17 protein-coding genes are annotated in these 20,315 nt (G+C 41.2%); 6 read left to right on the forward strand and 11 right to left on the reverse strand.

Annotated features, from left to right (window positions below):
- The first annotated feature begins 101 nt into the window (after nt 1–101).
- Genes GKZ87_17955 through GKZ87_17980 form a run of 6 tightly spaced genes read left to right on the forward strand, consistent with a single transcriptional unit; the run spans nt 102 to nt 7,474 of the window.
- Nucleotides 102–3,227, forward strand: a complete 3,126-nt coding sequence (locus GKZ87_17955) for a DUF87 domain-containing protein (protein QSI27235.1) — start codon at nt 102–104, stop codon at nt 3,225–3,227.
- A gap of 22 nt (nt 3,228–3,249) precedes the next feature.
- Nucleotides 3,250–4,896 (forward strand): hypothetical protein, encoded by a 1,647-nt coding sequence (locus tag GKZ87_17960; GenBank protein ID QSI27236.1) that lies wholly within the window; start codon nt 3,250–3,252, stop codon nt 4,894–4,896.
- 17 nt (nt 4,897–4,913) lie between these two features.
- Nucleotides 4,914–5,348 (forward strand): hypothetical protein, encoded by a 435-nt coding sequence (locus GKZ87_17965; GenBank protein ID QSI27237.1) that lies wholly within the window; start codon nt 4,914–4,916, stop codon nt 5,346–5,348.
- 15 nt (nt 5,349–5,363) lie between these two features.
- Nucleotides 5,364–5,837 (forward strand): hypothetical protein, encoded by a 474-nt coding sequence (locus GKZ87_17970; GenBank protein QSI27238.1) that lies wholly within the window; start codon nt 5,364–5,366, stop codon nt 5,835–5,837.
- Nucleotides 5,838–5,845: 8 nt separating this feature from the next.
- Nucleotides 5,846–6,409, forward strand: a complete 564-nt coding sequence (locus GKZ87_17975; GenBank protein QSI27239.1) for a hypothetical protein — start codon at nt 5,846–5,848, stop codon at nt 6,407–6,409.
- 54 nt (nt 6,410–6,463) lie between these two features.
- Entirely contained in the window at nt 6,464–7,474 is a 1,011-nt protein-coding gene (locus GKZ87_17980) for a hypothetical protein (protein QSI27240.1), read from the forward strand.
- 272 nt (nt 7,475–7,746) lie between these two features.
- Here the strand turns inward: GKZ87_17980 and GKZ87_17985 are convergent, their stop codons facing one another.
- From GKZ87_17985 to GKZ87_18035, 11 genes are all read right to left on the reverse strand, one after another.
- A complete protein-coding gene (locus tag GKZ87_17985; protein QSI27241.1) occupies nt 7,747–8,586 on the reverse strand; it encodes a hypothetical protein in 840 nt (279 codons plus the stop codon).
- Nucleotides 8,583–9,248: a sortase gene (locus GKZ87_17990; protein ID QSI27242.1), complete on the reverse strand. Its 666-nt coding sequence runs from the start codon at nt 9,246–9,248 to the stop codon at nt 8,583–8,585. The genes GKZ87_17985 and GKZ87_17990 overlap by 4 nt, the downstream gene beginning before the upstream one ends.
- A gap of 1 nt (nt 9,249) precedes the next feature.
- The gene (locus GKZ87_17995) at nt 9,250–9,912 is read right to left on the reverse strand and encodes an LPXTG cell wall anchor domain-containing protein (GenBank protein ID QSI27243.1); all 663 of its coding nucleotides are present in this window, start codon (nt 9,910–9,912) and stop codon (nt 9,250–9,252) included.
- Between the two features lie 417 nt (nt 9,913–10,329).
- Nucleotides 10,330–11,532, reverse strand: coding sequence for an amidohydrolase (locus GKZ87_18000; protein QSI27244.1), 1,203 nt, complete (start codon nt 11,530–11,532; stop codon nt 10,330–10,332).
- A gap of 150 nt (nt 11,533–11,682) precedes the next feature.
- Complete coding sequence (locus tag GKZ87_18005; protein ID QSI27245.1) at nt 11,683–13,308, reverse strand: peptide ABC transporter substrate-binding protein; 1,626 nt, start codon at nt 13,306–13,308, stop codon at nt 11,683–11,685.
- Between the two features lie 530 nt (nt 13,309–13,838).
- Nucleotides 13,839–15,737, reverse strand: a complete 1,899-nt coding sequence (locus GKZ87_18010; GenBank protein ID QSI27246.1) for a prolyl oligopeptidase family serine peptidase — start codon at nt 15,735–15,737, stop codon at nt 13,839–13,841.
- Nucleotides 15,734–16,312 carry a guanylate kinase gene (locus GKZ87_18015; protein ID QSI27247.1) on the reverse strand — a complete coding sequence of 193 codons (579 nt, stop codon included), beginning with the start codon at nt 16,310–16,312 and terminating at the stop codon, nt 15,734–15,736. The genes GKZ87_18010 and GKZ87_18015 overlap by 4 nt, the downstream gene beginning before the upstream one ends.
- A 123-nt stretch (nt 16,313–16,435) precedes the next feature.
- Nucleotides 16,436–17,410, reverse strand: coding sequence for a dipeptide ABC transporter ATP-binding protein (locus GKZ87_18020; GenBank protein ID QSI27248.1), 975 nt, complete (start codon nt 17,408–17,410; stop codon nt 16,436–16,438).
- A complete protein-coding gene (locus tag GKZ87_18025; protein ID QSI27249.1) occupies nt 17,407–18,420 on the reverse strand; it encodes an ATP-binding cassette domain-containing protein in 1,014 nt (337 codons plus the stop codon). The genes GKZ87_18020 and GKZ87_18025 overlap by 4 nt, the downstream gene beginning before the upstream one ends.
- A 14-nt stretch (nt 18,421–18,434) precedes the next feature.
- Nucleotides 18,435–19,373, reverse strand: a complete 939-nt coding sequence (locus tag GKZ87_18030) for an ABC transporter permease subunit (protein ID QSI27250.1) — start codon at nt 19,371–19,373, stop codon at nt 18,435–18,437.
- 12 nt (nt 19,374–19,385) lie between these two features.
- Nucleotides 19,386–20,303, reverse strand: a complete 918-nt coding sequence (locus GKZ87_18035) for an ABC transporter permease subunit (protein ID QSI27251.1) — start codon at nt 20,301–20,303, stop codon at nt 19,386–19,388.
- Nucleotides 20,304–20,315: the final 12 nt, after the last annotated feature.

A 20,315-nucleotide genomic window follows, 5' to 3' on the forward strand; every position in this document is an offset into this window, starting at 1 on the left:
ATTTCTTTAAGAAATGAATATGCCAGCAAGTCCATTATTAAATTCGTTTTTCACGCAAGACAGAAAGCTTGGCAAAACTCAGATTCCAGTCATGGATATCGATGTTTATGCCATGCTTTTTTATAAAGAAAAATGCTGAGGAAAGAGGTATCATGATGGATAACAATCAGTTAGAAAAACAGCTTAACCTAGCGGAAGAGTTCATCAATACGACATATATGGATTCACTTCAGGAATATCATATTCAGGAATTAGAGAATAGAGAGAAAAAACACAATCTTACCCGTTTATTCCATATTACACGCCTAGTTTTTGATAAAGATGAGGATATCAATGAAAAACTGATAAGCGTGTTACATTCTGTCATGCCATTTTGTAAGAATATGGTTCTGATTTTGAAAGGATCTGCTAATCATACAGATCTTTACATCGGTACTAGAGCAACACAAATCAGCGATGCGGCAATTGCTGGTTCGATTTTACATGATTCCTTCATTGGGAATTTCCCAGGAAGTCGTATTAATAGTGTTTCTACAAAAGCAATAGACCATATTTTTCTGGAAGAAGGTTGTGATGACATTTCACAATCCAAGATGAATTTTAATATTGCGCAGGTTACCCTCTTACCATCACAGCGTCAGCAATCACAAACATATATACAGGGGCTTGAAAAATTTATTGATACTATGAAAGGTCACGATTATATCTGCGAAATAATTGCTGCATCCGTATCTGCATTAGAAGTAGAAAAACGTCTTAACGGTTTTGAGGAATTATACACTGCCTTATTTCCATTCTCAAAGAAAACAGCATCGCACGGAAGGAATGATGGAATTTCATTTACAGAAGGTATGAACGAAAGCATAACTAATTCAATATCTCAAGGCATATCAAAAGCCTCAGGCCGTTCTGATGGTCACTCAACAGGTAAAAGCTCTGGTACAAACATGGGAGCAAATATATTATTCAATTTTGGTATGATGTCAGGGACACAAGAAGGCTGGACAACAGGCACAAATGATATGCAAACAAATTCTACTACTACAACGAAAAGCAATACGTATGGCACACAACAGTCTACAACGAAATCCTTGGGAAGCAATGACAATCTAACGATTGAATTTCGCAATAAAAATATTGAAAACCTTCTACAGAAAATTGAAAGTCATATGAGCAGATTAACCTCTGGAATCGCCTATGGCATGTGGGAAACTGCAGCATATTTTATTGCAGAAGATAAGAAAACTGCAGCCATTACTGCTAGTACCTATCATTCGCTTATGCTAGGGGAAGAAACAGGAACACAACGTACATCCCTCACGTTATTTGACAGTGCACAGAATAAAACTGCATCAATAAAAGAATTTCTTCGGTACTGCGAGCATCCACGTTTTTTAATACCATCCATATCCACTGGTAGAACACAAATATCAACACCGACAAATTACGTTAACAGTAAAGAACTTGCTGTTCTCTTTAATCTTCCGAGGAAATCAGTCCAAGGTGTTATGGTACATGAAATGGCTGAATTTGGCCGCAATGTTCTTGCATTTGATCAAAAAAATGATGTACTTAAAATGGGTTCAATCTATCATATGGGCACTGTTGAATCCTCTCATGTTAGCCTAAACATAAATAGTCTGAGCTCACACTGCTTTGTAACAGGGACGACAGGAAGCGGGAAATCGAATACTGTTTACAGGCTGATAGAGCATTTTATTGATTCTGATCATAAAATTCCCTTTCTCGTTATAGAACCAGCAAAAGGTGAATACAGAGATCAATTCCGCTTACTAAAGAATATTCATCTCTTTAGTACAAATCCGCTAATAGATCAAATGTTAAAAATCAACCCCTTTTCCTTTTGTGAGGGAATTCATGTTTTGGAGCATTTAGATCGCCTTATTGAAATATTCAACACATGCTGGGAAATGTACGCAGCAATGCCTGCAATTTTAAAAGAAGCTATGGAAGAGGCTTATGTCAGTAAAGGCTGGGATCTTCTGAATTCTATATACATGGAAGATCAACCTCCTGTTTTTCCAACATTTGCAGATGTTTTGATTCAACTTCCAAAAATCATTATGCAGTCTCAATACTCTGTAGACACAAAAGGCGATTATACTGGTGCACTTGTCACACGTGTACATTCTATGACAAACGGTATTTATGGGCAGATTTTTTGTGACGATTTTGATATAGATGATTCTGTATTATTTGATCAGAATACGATCATTGATTTAAGCAGAATTGGTTCTACAGAAACAAAGTCCCTTCTTATGGGGATAATTATATTAAAGTTAAACGAGTATCGAATGGCGAAAAGCAACAAAGGGAATAGAAATCTGCAACATATAACAGTTCTTGAAGAAGCACATAACATCTTAAAAAATTCGGAAAATATGCAGAGCTCTGCTGGGACTAATGTAATAGCGAAATCAGTAGAAATGATTGTGAACGGTATCGCTGAAATGAGGACATATGGTGAAGGCTTTATTATTGTGGATCAATCTCCTACCTCTGTTGATATAGCTGCAATTAAAAATACAAATACAAAGATAATTATGAGATTACCTGAAGAGCAGGATTGCGGAATTGCAGGACATGCTGTATCACTATCCGAACAGCAAACTATGCAACTAGCTAGACTTGAAACAGGTGTTGCAGTTATGATGCAGAACAACTGGGAGCAACCTGTTTTAGCAAAAATAGATGCAGCGTCAAATATTTACAAAAAAAGCGAAGATCCTATTGAATACAGACAGCTAAAATCATTACGAAGCACAGTGCTTATGGAATTAATAGAGCAATATGAAATGAAAGATGAGCAAAATATTCTTAAAATAATAGAATCCATAGATCATGTTGCTATACATGAATCAAAAAAAGAAGAAATGCGACGTTTGGTAAGAGCCTTCGATAATCGTATGAAAAAAGGATACGACAGTATCTTGTTCGGACGAACGATGCTGCGTTTAATTGGTTGTTCTGATGTGTTTCGAAAAGCTGAGCAATACCTTACATATGAAACAAAGGAATCTGAAACAGCATTAGCATATACGCAGCATTCATTAAAACAATGGTACTCAAAAATTGATGCAGCTCTTCCACAATATATTGAAGTTACCGATCAACATAAAAAAATTATGCTTCAATACATTTTGTATGCTATGAGATTTGAACAACATGCTATAAATTACAGTCTCCTGTATCAGCAAATTTATTAAGTTCATCAAAGGAGGAAAACCAATGAACAACATCGTTATCACATGCTCTTACATCAATCCATTCATGGATATTCGTATCAATAATGAAACCGTCAGTCCTTATAGTGAATTAGCTACAATTGCACACAAGCCTTTCCACCAGATAGCAAATATTCTTTTGAAAGAAATAGACAATGAGGTATTTGATGATTATGAAATTGATTATCATGCCACAACATTTCAATATAAGATATTAAAGCAGTATATGCAGAGCTCAGAATTTTGCCAGAATATATACTTTCATGATATAACGGAATATCAAAACATAGAAGATATAAATATACGACTCTTAGAGATTGGAAATTATTACGGAATAGATTTTATTTCTCTAGATGCAACATCTGTTTATTTTGATAACTCCTGCTTTCCGTTATTAAACGAGCACTTTGTTCAAACTACTAATTTTTTAGAAGCTACTATTGGTGTTTTTGACTCCGAAGAAACAGCACAGAATATGCGTCTTCCCTGGAAAATTATACTGGACGAATATATTGACATTTCTTATGATTCTGGTACTGCTATCGTAAAGGTAACTAAAAACAATTTATCGAACTTTTGGGAGTTTTATTATATTTATCAGCTGATGGTACCGTATATAGAGCAATATTTTGATGCATTAAAGTATAAGAACCTGAATGAAGAGCACCAGATTGAGATTAGATTTTTTAAATATGGAAAACCAACCTACTATATCTCCAAAGTCCCCTCAGTAATGGAAGTTCACGACAGCTGTTCATTTCATTTCCATAGCTATCCTGTATCGTCTTTTACTATTGAATGCGATAACCCTTCCTTACTTTCATATAAAAATGACTTTCTTACTGCACTCCATAAAGGTGAAGCACAGCTGTTAATAAAAAATCAAGATAATGTAAATGTACAAATAATACAAATAAAAATCATAGAACATCAATACATAAATCAAATTCAGCTTGTCCCTGATTTTACTTATTTAAAAGTACATGACCAGGGAAAAATCAATGTGATTCCGATTCCATCAAATGCTGAAGATGTAAATTCATTAATTTATGAATCCTCTGATTCTACAATATTACAGATAAATACACAAGGTATTGTTACAGCTTTACGTGAGGGGATTGCAAAGATACGTATATCTGGGAAAAAGGTATCAGCTGAGTTGAAGATAGAAATTAAACCAGTCTTGCAAAGTATCTATTTTGCCCAGTCGTCACTTCGCCTTAAAACTGGCGACCAATTGATTTTGGAATGCATGCTCACACCGCCAAACGCTTTATCCGATGGTTTAACATGGTCACTAGACAATAAAACGATTGCCTCCTTTAATCCTTCAAAGGATGGTAAAAAATGCAAAATAACTGCAGCACTTAACTATGAAGGGAAAGGTAATATTCGATGTTATGATGCTGATACAAATCTAAGTGCGATTTGTAATTTCGAAGTATATCGAAGAAGCAAACATAGTAAATATGGAAAAGTCGCAATTACCTGCTGGATTTTTGGTATTTTCCTTCCTTTCCTGCTACTGATATCTATGGCTACCAGTATTTGGGGTATGACACATGATGCAGAAGCAGAATCCAAAAGAACATATATCATATGTGCAATTGGAAGTCTGATGACTCTATTTGTCTGGTTATCACAAGCTTAGAAGGTGAGGTGACTTTCATGAAATTATTCAATCGGAATAAGGAAGTTAAAAATAAAGATATTGATGAAAATGATAATCCAGATAGGAAAGTTGTTAATTCGATTATAGAAACACCTGATAAAGTAGCAAAAGAACCGCTTGATACATCCTCCAATTCTAAAAACAGTCTGTTCGAAAAAGTCAGAGAAGCTCCATCACCCTCTAATGAATCTGTGAAATTGAAAAAACCTGAATCTGAAGTATTAGATAAGAGTTTAGATGAACAGCCTGATAAAAATGCAAAAAAGAAAAATGACTTTCTTGATAGCATTAAAGTTTCCACACCTACAAATAGCAATATGGAAAAACTAAAAAAACCAGAGGGGGATAATAATACAGACGGTGATCCCAATATAGGCAGTTTAGAAAAAGAAAGAGCCCATACCTGCGATATGGATATGGATGATAGATGATAGAGATATTTCATTATGAGGCATCATAAAACGTTAAAAGAGCTTTGGAGTCCTGAACAAACAGAAAAAAGTAACGAGCTGACGCACCCTAAGATGGAGGATAAGCAAAAATTGTCTTTATCTGATTACGAAAAAGCTAATTCAAATAAAATGAAAGAAATGGAAAACAATGGAGAAACTGACCCGTATACTCATCCCACAAGCTGGAGGAGTGGAATGAGAGATGCGGTTTGGGAAAATGCGAAAGTAAACGGTCGCGTCCGTGATAGTGTAACAGGACAATTTATGTCAAAGGATAAGCCTTGGGATATGGGACACAAACCAGGATACGAGTTTAAAAAGCATAGAGAGAGTGCAATACAAAGAGGGATAGACAGGAAAACATTTTTAGATGAATATAATAACCCACAACATTTACGACCTGAATTGCCAAGTTCAAATAGAAGCCATAAGGGTGAAGATAAAACAGATGCCTATTTTGGAGATTAAGGAGATATATGGAAAATAACAATAAGAAAGTAGCCATTCATGCATATAATTTTTTGAAAGGTACACCGACAGTTCATCGTTATTATAATGATGATGAAACTAAGCAAGTTGATATCATGACATGTAAAGCAGATACGCAAGGGATGTCTGACAGTCTTGCTACGATAGGACTATCACAACATGATATAAAGCTTATTAGTGATTACCAGCCATTACGAGTTGAATTATTATGCTTTTCACCGCACCATACACACCGTTGGGAGAATATTTTGGCCACAGCTGCATTTAACATAATGGATTCACATTATTGCAAATATGGAATGATTATCAACGATGCAATTTTGGAATACTTCAGTGAAGTAAATTGTCATCACATCGTTTTAATGCGCCCAGCATTTTGGAAAATTCAGTCGCTAAACCTGCTTGATTATACTGTAACATGGCTTCTTACCATTCCTATAACAGATAAAGAATCAGCATTTATTCAGGAACAGGGTATTGATGCTTTTGATAAACTAATGTCTGAAAAACATCTTGACATTGTAGATTTACAGCGTGATTCGCTTATATGAACAAGTAAAGTTTCGCTGCTATAAAAAATTGAAAACACAGAAAAGAGGAAGAAAATGATAAATTTATGTGATATTCCAGAGATGGAATTAGACCTAAAAAAAGTAAATCAACATATGGAGCGCCTATGTCATTCTAATCATACCTCTATGCAGAACATGATGGATTGGATTCTGTTAGCAAGAGGAAAACAGCTTCGCCCTATTTTGACATTACTTTGTTCAAAATTAAAGGGAAAACGAGTAGATGCTACGGAAATTGCTGCAGTAATAGAGATATGTCATACTGCATCTTTAATACATGATGATATCATTGATGAAGCTGATATAAGAAGAGGAGAACTCTCACTTCAAAAGAAGTTTGGAAAAGAAATGGCTGTTTATGCAGGCGATTTTATGATTTTTGCAACAATCGGACGGACTAATCTGATGAATAAGCCATGGTATAAAAAAATGTTTGAGAAACTTGAAATTATGTGTGATGGTGAGGTTGGTCAGTTTGACAGTCAGTTCAATATCGAGATAACGGAACAAACCTATCTTGATAATATTATAGGCAAAACTTCCTCAATGTTTGAAATCGCATGTGGAGCAGGTGCGTATGAAGGGAAATGCAGTATGGACGAAAGAGAGTACGTTCAGTCCTTTGCACGTAATTTCGGACTATTGTTTCAGATAAGAGATGACTTAATGGATTTTATTTCATCTCAGGATATTTCAAAAAAGACTATCCATAATGATTTTTGGAGTGGGTATTATACATTACCTGCAATTTATACATTTGAAAATCCAGTTTATGGTAATTCATTGAAGGAAATCGCACAACAATTGCAGTTTCATAATCAAAATAGTGATGTTGATATTCACATTACAGAATTGATAGAAAAAGCTGGGGGCTTTGAATACACGCTTAAAAAGATACACATATATGCAAATGAAGCACGTTTGAATTTAAAAATCTTTTCAAATTCAAAGGCAAAACAAAAACTGCTTGAGCTTATCGATTATTTACAATTCACTATTGATGAACAATGCTTAGATCGTATTAAAGCGAAAAACATAAAATAAATTTTAATGCTAATACATAAATGTTATACAGATAACAGCTCTTTCTTTATAAAATACATATACTATTCTTATAAATGATATACAATTGCCTCTGAGGCATCCCGCATATTCAGATACATGCTCATTGCGTAAGTTCTCCAAGACTGAGCAATATCTTTATTATAATAAATTGTGTGCACTTACTCTTATACGTTACTTATTACTTTCTATTTCATTTCAATAACTGAGGGCAGTATAAATGATTACGAAATACACGAAAAAGCTGCTGGATTTTATTCTCCAGCAGCATGTACGGTATTTCTTTTTTTATAAATAAACAAAATCAGTATGATTCCCATCAATATCAGGGCAAGACCAAAAAGAATAAGCATCCACAGATATCCATCTAAAAACGCCACAAAGAACTTATAGAAGTATTCCGGCTCCAGACGTATCCGATGCGTATAGCCTCCCAGCAATATACCTGCAGGAAGCAATGTCAGCATCCATCCTGCCCCTCCTGCCGCACTTCCAAGAAACAGAAGGGTATCCTTCCTTTTCAATTTCATATGTATTAGAAAAAACACAGAAAGCAGCAGCAATAACACACACGCTGCAATGGCAAAGGGCAGAACTCTATCCATCATTTGAATTCCCATCACGATATATTGAATGAAGGGAAACTGTACAAATTGTTTATAACCCTTTGCATTTACCTTGATATAGTTTTCCAGCCGCAATTTGCTGTCTTCATCCAGCTTAATATTTTCTGTTTTTATGACCTTCTGCAAATGATCATTGAGCTGCTTCTTAAAGCTTTCCTGATCAACAGCAGCTTCCTTTCCGGTAAAGCTTGTTTCAATATATTGAATTGCCGCTTTTTTCACATCTGCTTCCTTCAGAAACCCATCATACACAGAGGGCTGAAATCCAGCCGCTCCTGCACTCTTTTTAAAATCCTCAGTAAGTGCCCTCGTGACCCCTGTATAATATTCACTCTTATCCAGCGTTGATAATAGGAATCCCTTATTCAGCAGCGTTGCCTTTGATACACAAATAAACAGCAGCAGGAACAGGAAGAATGCAATGAAAAATGAAAATAATCCGCCTAACAGCTTTTCTTTACGTCTCATTTTGTATCACCTACCACGATTGGCCCGCTCACCTTATCCGCATAGACAAACAGGCGATCCTCCTTTTCTCCTACCCCGTCCAGCGGATAGCAGGTAAAAAGAATCAGCTGCTCTTTATTCTGTGTAAGATCATAGGCGGATGAATCACTGGCATCCGCTACCCGTGAACCTGTAATCTTATATTTGAAAATTCCGTAATACGTTTCAATCGTTATGATTTGTCCATTTTTCACAATTCCCAGATTTTTAAAATAAGGAATCGTATGTCCGGCTATCATAACAGGTTTTCCATAACCGGGTTTTCCTGACTGTGTACGGATACCGGCACCGATATACAAACACTCATCGGTAGAACCGTAAATCAAGGGTACATCAATATCCGCATCCTCGATGATCACCTTTCCCATAGTATCACCAACTCTTACGGATTTAATATCCATTGCATTGATTTCACCATCCGTCGGAAGTCCCTTTTTATCCGTATATAAATTTCTGGCAGTGCTGGAGAAATCCGGAGCCTGATTCTGTGCAATCATCTGATACAAGGATGTAATCGGCCGAATATACGGCTGCGCAATCAGAAACATGATCAGGTATCCGATAAGAAGAAAAAATAATGGTATAGTGAACCACACCATTATTTTTTTGAAGGATTTATTCACGTTATTCTTTAACAGTCTTTTTTCTGGAAGCAACGATACCAGCACCTGCCAGGATTACTGCTAAGCTGCCAAAAATTGCGTATGTACTTGAGAAATCCTCACCGGTATTTTCCAGCTTAGGTTCTGTTTTGGTTTTGTCCTTGATCGTTGGTCCCGGTTTTGTTGGTTCCTCTGTATCTTCCCCATCTTCATAGATAAAGTTTGGAACCTTATGAATTACCTGTCCATCCACAGTCATGAAAATCAATTCATCTGTTGTGACATCATATGCCACCTTGACACCTAATGCGTTCACACCTGGCTGCATTGTATCCAGCATTTCCTGAACCAGTTCCGGAGTCATTGTCTGATCCCAATATTTCTCCAGGAAAGCCTGTGTATTTTTCGCTGAAGTTTTAACGGTATCAACTGCTTCCTGTGAAATATCAACACCATCAGTATTAAAATAATCTTCAACAGCAGCATACACATCTGTGTTCTTTCCATAAGACAGTGTTTCTCCCTGAATCAGAATCCCCTTTTCCATAAAGTCCAGGATTTCCTGTTCTGCCTTGTTAATGCCGCTCGCAGCGTGAATCGGTGCTGCCAGCACGCCCAATGTCATTGCGGCACACGCCGCAACAGCTAATAATTTTTTCATACGTACCCTCTTTCCGTTTGTCATATATTGGTAAGCTCTTACAATATATAAAAACACAACTTTTCTGTACCTTTATCATATAATAAATAAGCTACGAATGCAAGATTACTCCTGTAAAACTGCTCATAAGTTTCGGATAAAAGACTGCTGTTCACCATCCGGTAAAGCGAAAGGATTAAAACTATATGGCTACGGTCTTAACACCTGCTTCTAAAATATTTGAAAAATAAGCGTTCTAGTGTACCTGTATACAGCATGTCATCCTAGCAGTGAATTGAAAATATAAATGCCCTTTGCCATCATGTACCCCTGTAATTCTATAACACCAAATTACAGGGAATCGTATAAAGCAGATTGTTTTCATATTTTTACGCGTTCAGTGGCAGCTGATCTATCGGATATCTGATTTTTACTGATACACAGCATGTTACAGTCACCCCCTCAACAGCCTCTTGCAATGAATTCATCCTTGATTATTTTACGCTGCTTTTCATTATACAGATCGAATACTGTCATACACAGACTAATGATTCCCTTTTTGAGTTTATCATCAGCACAGGGCAGCTTCAGATATTCCAGAAATTTAACATCGTGCGCATAGGCAGGCGTTGGGCCTCCCAGGGCCAGCTCACTGTACATCATCGGACAGACATGTGATACATTTCCCACATCACTGGAGCCGCTGGCATCTGCATCGCTGTCCACAAAGTCACCGGAGCCGCAAAGCCTTGCGTTTTCCACATAGAGCTTTTGAAAGCTGTCCAGATTGACCAGATCATAATACGTATTTTCAAAATTATGATATTCCATCTGGGCCCCGGTCATCAGCGAAGCCCCCTTCGCTATATTGATAATTTTAGCACTGATTTCCTCCATATACGCCTTATCACGCGCCCGGATATAAAATTTGCAGGTACACAAATCCGGAATAATATTGCATGCTTCACCACCCTTTGTGATAATTCCATGCACACGGGTGTCACAGCGCAGCTGCTGGCGCAGGTAGCTGATTCCCGTAAACATCAGATTCACTGCATCCAGTGCATTAACGCCAAGATGAGGATACGCAGCAGCATGAGCAGCTTTTCCATGGAAGGTGAATTCCAGTGAATCCATGGCAAGCGTAACGACATGTGCATTATTTTCCGCACCAAGATGCAGCTGGAATGCAAAATCCACATCATCAAATGCCCCTTCCTCAACAAGGACACATTTTCCTCCGGTCGTTTCCTCTGCCGGAGTTCCCATAATCACAATAGTTCCCTCCAGCTCCTTTCGCATGTGTGCAAACATAAGTCCTACGCCTGCGCATACTGCACCGATCCAGTTGTGTCCGCAAGCATGGCCGAGTTCATTATGCTGTTCACCATACCCCGGCAATGCATCATATTCTGCTAAAAACGCATAGGTCGGGCCCGGTCTGTCTCCCTTCAGCTCACAGCGAAATGCCGTTTTTAAAGAGCCGTACGGCAGCTGTATGGAATAGCCGGCCTCCTTCAACTGCTCACAGATGTAAGCACTTGATAAAAACTCCTGGTCACCATCCTCGGGATGGTCATAAATCCATTTGCTAATCTCCTCTGCCTTTTTCTGCACGCGATCTGCATAGAGCTGTTCCAGCTGTTTTTTTCTTTCATTTTTCATAGGTTAGCCTCTCTTATTCTTTATCTTTACTATTTTTATAGTTGTTTTTCACTGCTGCTTGCACTGCCTGCTTCATTTCCTTCAGCCTGCGTATTATGAACTGCAGTTATGAATAAGAAACAGAGAGTGTCTCCCTGTTTCTTTCTTATATTATTCGATTGTTACATGTTCAAAATAGAACATTGCTGCCGGTGTACGCTCCAGACCCTTAACACTTGGCTTTTTCAACATAACCTGTGTATTTGTTACCAGTGGAATGAAGTATGCCTGCTCAACAATCATGCGCTTTTCTGCATCATGCAGCAGCTGCATACGTTTTGCGGCATCTGTTTCCAGTGCAGCCTTCGCCATCAGGTCTTCATATTCTGCATCATCAAAAATCAGAACCGGCTGGGATTCCTTCTGCCACATACCTAGGTACGCTGCGGCAGGATCCAGTGTTGTTGCACTCAGACCGTAACGGCTTGTTTCAAACTGGCCGCCATCAACCTGCGTATAGAAGACACCCTGTTCCACCTGGTCGATTTTCAGATCAATATAGATTTTCTTGAACTGTTCCTGCAGAATCTGTGCAATATCCATATTCACCTGCTGACCGGTTGTCTTATATTTGATTGTCAGCTTCTTGCTGTCAGAATAACCTGCTTTCTTCATCAGTGCCTGTGCACCCTTAACATCATATTTGATATAGTCACCGGCATCATCTGCTTCTTTACGGAAGTCTTCCTTTTCTCCCTGAATACCATGCGGAACAAGACCAAATAATGGAGTTACATAATCACCTGTATCCAGCACCTTTACAATACCGTCACGGTCAACTGCCATTGCCATCGCCTTGCGGACATTGACATCCTGCAATGCCTTATTGTCTGTGGATAAGGAATTGATGTCAATAAAGTAATTAGATACATATGGGTCTACACGATACAAATCATCTTTTCCCTTATAGTTAGTATATCCTTCATTTGCAACATAGGTAGCGAAATCAATTTCTCCAGCCTCATAGCCCTGATACTGGGAAACACTATCTTCCATAACTTTAAAGTGCAGCTTCTCCAATGTTGTTTTTTCTGCATCATAGTAATCGGTGTTCTTTACCAGATCTACTGCATCCGCAGGATTTACACTTTCTGCTTTAAACGGACCATTCACTGGTACGTCTGCCGATAAAGACCATTCGGAATCCTTTTCCTTTGCGATATCGGAACGTAGTGGTGTATAGATACCCTGTGTCATCAGCTTGTCAAAGTACAGAACCGGCTGTATCAGCTCTACAGTAAAGGTTTTATCATCCACCTTTTTAACGCCGACATCTTTCATGTCCTTTACTTTCATATCCTTATCGAAAGCCTTCTGCGCTCCAACGATGTACTTTCTGCCATCCTGAGCATTATAGGCATTGTCAGCACCATACGTGAGTCCTCGTTTGATACCGTAAACGAAATCATCGGCCTTTACCGCTTCACCGTCGCTCCACTTTGCATCCTTGATAGTAAAAGTATAGGTCTTCCCATCCTCGCTGACTTTATAGTCCTCACAAAGATCCTTTACCAGATTACCATCCTTATCCAGCTTGAACAATGTACGATACATGTTTTGAATAACGATCATGGAGTATGTGTCATCCGCACGCGCTGGATCCAGACTCGTGATCTGACCGCCCAGTGCAACCTTGAGCTCCTTACTGCTTTCTTCCCCGCCGCCCCCGCAGGCACTCAGGCTGAGAACACTGATACCCATAAAGAGCGATAACATTAGTTTTTTTAGCTTTTTCATACAGTTTCTCTCCTTTTTACATTTATTATCATACATTCTTTTTAAATATTTTTCAATAAATGTAAATACTTTCAACACAAAACTTATATAAAAGCAATAAAAATGAAGGAAATGTTTATACACTGTTCCTCAACTGCCGATATATTTGTATAAAGCCAGTGTATAGAAATCATTCTTATGCATTACATAAAGTATTTTATATTCAACTCCTTCATGGATTGCTTACTTTCTTATTCTAATTTTTTATTTCAGTTTGCATATATATCATTCTTCACCAACATAATTAACCTTACACTACCTAATGAGGGAAGCAACATCATTTCATGCTATCCATACCCTATTAATTTCTAAAGCGATATGATGCAAAGCTTGTGTATACGTTTCTTTACATCCTTTTCAATAAAAAATAACCCTAAAAGGAAGGATTTTCTTCCCTGCGGGCTATTTCACCCCTTTTTGATAATTAAGCAGTGAAATATGCTAAAGTAAAATAAAAGCGATTACCCGTCCTTTTGATAATCGCTCTCTCATTATTTCAAATGTGCATCAAACCAGTCCGCCATTTCCTGCAATCTGCGCAGACGGTGCTTAGGCTTTCCACTTCTGCTCAGCTCATGATTCTCCTGCGGAAACAGACACATGCGGCTTTCCACTCCGTGATATTGCAAAGCGGTAAACATCTGCAAGCCCTCACTCAGGGGACAGTTATAATCCTCCAGTGAATGGATAAACAGCGTCGGGGTTTTTACATGGTCTGCATATGCCAGCGGGGATGCCTTCCAAAACCTGTCTACATCCTCCCATGGCGTTGTCTGCATCTCGTTGGGATCAAAGGTGAACCCGATACAGCTGGTACCAAAATCAGAGATCCAGTTGGCAACACTGCGCTGTGATGCCGCTGCCGCAAAACGCTCTGTGTGGGTAATGATCCAGTTTGTCATAAAGCCGCCGTAGCTTCCCCCAAGCACCCCCAAACGCCTGTGATCCAGTGCCGGGGTCTGCTGTATCACTGCATCGGTGAATGTCATGAAATCCTCATAATCATCCGTTCCGTATTTCCCCCGCAAATCCGCATATGCCTCACCAAAGGAATCACTGCCTCTTGGATTCGTATAAAACACCATATAGCCCATAGACGCAAACATCTGCATTTCATGATGAAATACATTTCCAAAGGCACAGCGCGGCCCGCCGTGAATACTCAGCAGTCCCGGATATTGCTTATCAGCCTCATATCCGTACGGATATAAAATCCATCCCCTGCGCTTGCTTCCATCCTTTGCGGCATACACGATTTCCTTTGGCTCCATGCATGCATGCGTACGCAGATACTCTGCATTCCACCGGGTAGCACGCGTATTGCATCCATTTGCACATACATAAATTTCCTCCAGGCTGTTCGCTTCCATTTCCAGGGTGAAAAAGCCCTGCTTTCTGATGGCAAAATCACGAATCATATTTGCCTGCGGTGTTATACATGTATCGGTCCCATCCATTGATAGAGCATACAGCAGACATTTGCCCTCCTCATTTTTCAAATGGTATACCGTCTGATTCTTCATGATGATTGATGTCGCAGCGCCTACATGGCAGTCCGTTACGATATTGCAATACGCATAATGCTCACACGCCAGCAGCCTTTGTACGCCCTGTTTGATTGTCCAGGAATAGAAATCCGCAGCTTCCTCACTGCCATACTCCTTCATATCTGTCCCTGTGAATACTACCCTGTCCTGTTCACACACAACAGCATCGATCTGCAATTCATCACATGGCAGAATCTGCGTCTGCTTCAGCGTATCGGTGGAAAAGCTGAAAACTCCCTGTGTCAGCGGCTTTTTCGTTGTGTACTCTTGTGCACTGCATACGATTTGCGTATCGGATACCGTAAGGTTTTCCACATGCCAGCTTCCCGTAAATAACGCCGTAGCTTTTTGCGACGTTTCATCAAATATATACAGATGATTGCGTTTTCCACTGATATAGCCGCTTCCGTTATCCCAAAACGGAATCTGCGTCAATACAATGGTATCATCTTCGTTGTTTTTCTGTATGGATTCCTCTGCGAGAAATGCATAGCTTCCTTCTTTGATTTTCTTGATCTGCACGACCATATAGGGCAGCGTGAAGGCATTTGTTAATTGCAGGGTTTCCAGATGCAGACGCACAAAGGCACTCTTTTGTCCCTCGGTTGGCTTCTGTATGAGCAGGGTGTGTTCATCCTCCCATAAAAAGGAAGCAAACGGCTGTTTCTGATAGATACATCGGGATACCTCATTTTCCAGCAGCCAGAGGCTTTTTTCATAGCAATCTGATTCCTCATCCATTTGCGCATGTACATACACCAGCCGCTCTCCGCTGTTTGACGCCTGCAGACCGCTCAGCAGATGCAGCTGGTATAGATCATCCTTTTCCACACGCTGCTTCATATGGATTCCTCCCTGTGCTTATGCTCCTTTAACAGCCTGCATATTTCCTGATAGGCCGTATCCACATCCGTATTTTTCACGGTATGGCGAAACAGTGTGGATAATTCCAGCTCGACAAGAGCCTTGGATATCCGGCGCTGTGCACTCGCAGTATCATCCCTGTAGCGCAGCATGATCTGTTTTTCCAGCTCCTCCATACTTTCCGGCTCCACAAACACGCAGAGGGCATCCGGATATTGCAGCTTGATCTGTCCGACTCCCTGCGCCTCCACCTCTATCATGACATTTTTTCCACTATTTAACAGAAAGTCCACCTGATGCTTCGGTGTTCCGTAATAATAGCCGTCAAACTCCGTATATTCCAGTAATTCACGGTTTCTCAGTGCATGGGCAAATGCCTCATGATCCACAAAATAGTAATCCTTTCCATCCACTTCCTCCTCGCGCTTTGGACGGGTTGTCATGGAAATGGAATAATTCAAATGCAGCTCGTTATCCTGCAGCAGTCGGTCACGGATATCCTTTTTTCCAACACTGCTGGCGCCTGTTAATACAAACAGCAAACCCTTGTTCATGATCCTTCTCCTGATATAGTACACAACCCATATACGGCTGTATCCCATACCTTTTCCTTTCTTTCAAAAAAACGAAAACACATACCCTTTGGCTGTGCTTCGTTTATCCATTCTTATGATCTATTATTTTTCATACAGGAAGCAGGCAACCCTGCGTTTTCCAACATTCACCATTCCCGGCTTCTCCTTTGCACAGCGCTCCGTAGCATTGGGACAACGGGTACGGAATACGCAGCCGCTTGGTGTGTCCAGCGGACTTGGCAGCTCACCCTCCAGTACGATTCTTTTCTTTTCTCTGGCAACACGCGGATCGGGAATCGGCACAGCAGACAACAGAGCCTGCGTATACGGATGCAGCGGACGATGATATACATCATCACTGTCTCCGATTTCCACCAGATTTCCCAGATACATAACTCCGATACGATCGGATATATGCTTCACCATGCTCAGATCATGGGCTATAAACAGATAGGAAATCCCCATCTCCTTCTGAATATGCTCCAGCAGATTGATGACCTGCGCCTGAATGGAAACATCCAATGCACTGATTGGCTCATCACAGACGATAAATTGCGGATTTAAGGCAAGCGTTCTGGCGATACCGATACGCTGCCGCTGGCCTCCGGAAAATTCATGCGGATACCGGCGGATATGATCGGGCTTTAAGCCTACGATATCCAGCAGCTCACGCACCCGCTGTTCACGCTCCTCCTTCGTTTGGAAGATGTGATGAATATCCATCGGCTCGCGAATGATTTCTCCAACCGTCATACGGGGATTCAGACTGGCATAGGGATCCTGAAAAATCATCTGCACATTTCTGCGGAATTCCGCAAGATGGCTGCCTCTGATTTTGGTAACATCCTCACCATGATAATAGATGCTTCCCGAGGTTGGCTCATACAGCTTGACGATGGCCCGTCCGGTCGTACTTTTTCCACAGCCGCTTTCTCCAACCAGCCCAAAGGTTTCTTTCGGATAGATTTCAAAGCTGACGCCATCCACCGCCTTGACCACCTGCTTTTTGGTAAACAGACCACCCTTGACAGGAAAGTGAACCTTCAGGCTTTCCACCTTTAATACTGCATCACTCATTGAACCTCACCACCTTTTTGTGCCTTGGGATGCTGCAGCCAGCAGGAGCATATATGGCTTTCACTGACTGCTGTCTCCTCCGGCATTTTCAGCTTGCATATTTTCATAGCGGATGCACAGCGGTCCGCAAACGGGCAGGTATCCTGAATATTCAATAAATCAGGAGGACTTCCCGGTATCGGGTGCAGCTCCTTTTTCTCCAGCTCGTTCGGATTGGATATACAGGACAGCAATCCTTTGGTATACGGATGCTGCGGGTGTTCAAAGATATCGAATACCGAGCCGGTTTCAACGATTTTCCCACCATACATGATAGCGATACGGTCACAAATGCTCGCAACAACACCCAAATCATGGGTAATCATGATGATGCCGGAATCAATTTCCTCCTTCAGCTGCGAGATCAGCTCCAGAACCTGTGCCTGAATGGTTACATCCAGGGCCGTTGTCGGCTCATCGGCAATGATGATTTTCGGATCACAGGCCAGGGCGATGGCGATGATGATACGCTGCCGCATACCGCCGGAAAACTGATGCGGATATTGCCGTATTCTCGCCTCCGGAGAAGGAATACCAACCTTGCGCATCAATTCGATGGCGCGTTGTTTCGCTTCCTCCTTCGATATGTTCATATGATTCATGATTGGTTCAATCAGCTGTGTTTCAATACGCAGAACCGGATTCAAAAAGGTCATTGGATCCTGAAAAATCATCGCCAGATCATTGCCGCGGATCTGATCCATTACCTGCTCATAATCCTTACGGTCGGAAAACGCCCTTGGCGATATTTCCTTACCGTCGATGGTGATACTGCCTTCCTTCACAATACCGTTTCCGGACAGCAACCCCATCACGGAAAACATCGTCTGACTCTTTCCGGAGCCCGATTCCCCTACAATTCCCAAAACCTCTCCCTTATCCACAGACAGAGATACATCGCGTACAGCATGTACCAAGCCGTTTTCCGTTTCAAAATCCGTAGAGAGATGTTTAATTTCCAGCATACTCATATGTTTTTACCTCCCTACTTCTTTTTTTTCTTCGGATCCAGGGCATCCCCCAGTCCGTCACCGATAAAGTTTAATGCCAGCATCGTCAGACAGATTGCCAGAATCGGCCACAGCGTCTGCAGCGGATAAGAGGTCAGGGTGCTTCTTGCTTCATTCGCCAGCGTTCCCCAGCTTGCCTGTGGCGCACTCAGACCGATTCCCAAAAAGCCCAGAAAGGCCTCATAGAAAATTGCACTCGGCACCAGCATTGTAACGGATACGATGATCGGCCCCATACTGTTGATAATCAGATGCTTGAAAATAATACGACCGGTTCCCGCGCCCAGCACCTTGGCCGCAAGGGAAAACTCCTGTTCCTTCAATGTCATGACCTGTGCCCGCACCTGTCTGGCCATTCCCATCCAGGAGGATATACAGATACCGATCAGAATGGAGCTCATCGAAGGCCCCATGACCACAACGATCATAATGACATACAGCATATCCGGAATGGAATACATCATATCCACAAACCGCATCATCACCATGTCAATTTTACCGCCAAAGTAGCCGGCAATTCCGCCATAAAGGACGCCGACACCAAGGGAAATAAAGGCAGCCGCAAAGCCGACGCTTAACGATACACGCCCTCCCCACATGATACGTACCAGAATGTCACGGCCGAATTTATCCGTTCCCATCAGATGCTGAAGGGATGGCCCTGCATTGCGTATTGCCAGGTTCTGTCCGTCATAGGTATAAGGGGATACCATCGGTATGATGATGGCACATAGCAGCATGAACATCAGAAAGCAGAAGCCCACAAACGCCAGCTTGTTCTGCCGGAACCGATGCCAGGCATCTGCCAGATAGGTTCGGCTTTCATATGCTATTTTTTCCGCATTTTTTTCAGAATCGTCCAGACGCTCAAACAGCTCGTCCTTCAATTCCTCCTGCAGTATTTTCTCACTCATAGCCTTTACCTCCTAATCCAGCTTGATCCGCGGATCAATAATCGCGGACAGGATATCCGTAATCAGATTAAAGGTGATGACAAGGAAACCAAGGAATATCGTCAGCCCCATGATGATTGGATAGTCTCGTGTTGTGATACAGGATACAAAGGCACTGCCGATACCCGGTATCGAAAATACGCTTTCAATGACGAAGCTTCCCGTCAGCATGAAGGCGAACATCGGCCCTGCATAGGTCACCACCGGCAGCATGGCATTTTTCAGTGCATGCTTAATGACAACCTTCTTATACGGTGTACCCTTGGAACGTGCCAGGATGATATAATCCTGATTCATAACCTCCAGCATACTGGAACGGGTCAGCCGAGCAATCATGGCAATCGGATAAAATGCAAGGGATAGTGCCGGCATGATGTAGTTCAGCGGACTGTTCAAGCCGATAAACGGCAGGATGTGCAGTTGTACCCCGAATACGATCAGCATGATCATCGCAATCAGAAATGACGGCACACTGACACCGATCGTCGCCACAAACATACATAGGTTGTTCACCCATTTATGCCGGGACAGGGCTGCCCCTGTTCCCAATGCTATTCCGCCAACCAAGGCCAGCACAAAGGCAATCAGCCCCAGACGGGCCGTTACCGGAAATCCGGTTTTAATATAATAGGAAACACTGCGTCCGGTATTGATCATACTTTCGCCGAGATTTCCCTGTGCGACCCCCTTCAGGTAGATCACATACTGCTCCATCAGCGGCTTATCCAGATTATACTTTGCTTCTGCGGCAGCCAGTGCTTCCGGTGTTTTATACTTCGCCAGGGAAAATGGTGATCCCGGTGTTGCCTTCATCAGGAAGAAGGTTACGCTGGCTAGTACAAACAGTGTCACAAATCCGATCAGCACACGTTTGATGATATACTTTGGCATCTAAACAACCCC

This window comes from Erysipelotrichaceae bacterium 66202529 (assembly GCA_017161075.1).
GTDB lineage: Bacteria > Bacillota_I > Bacilli_A > Erysipelotrichales > Erysipelotrichaceae > Clostridium_AQ.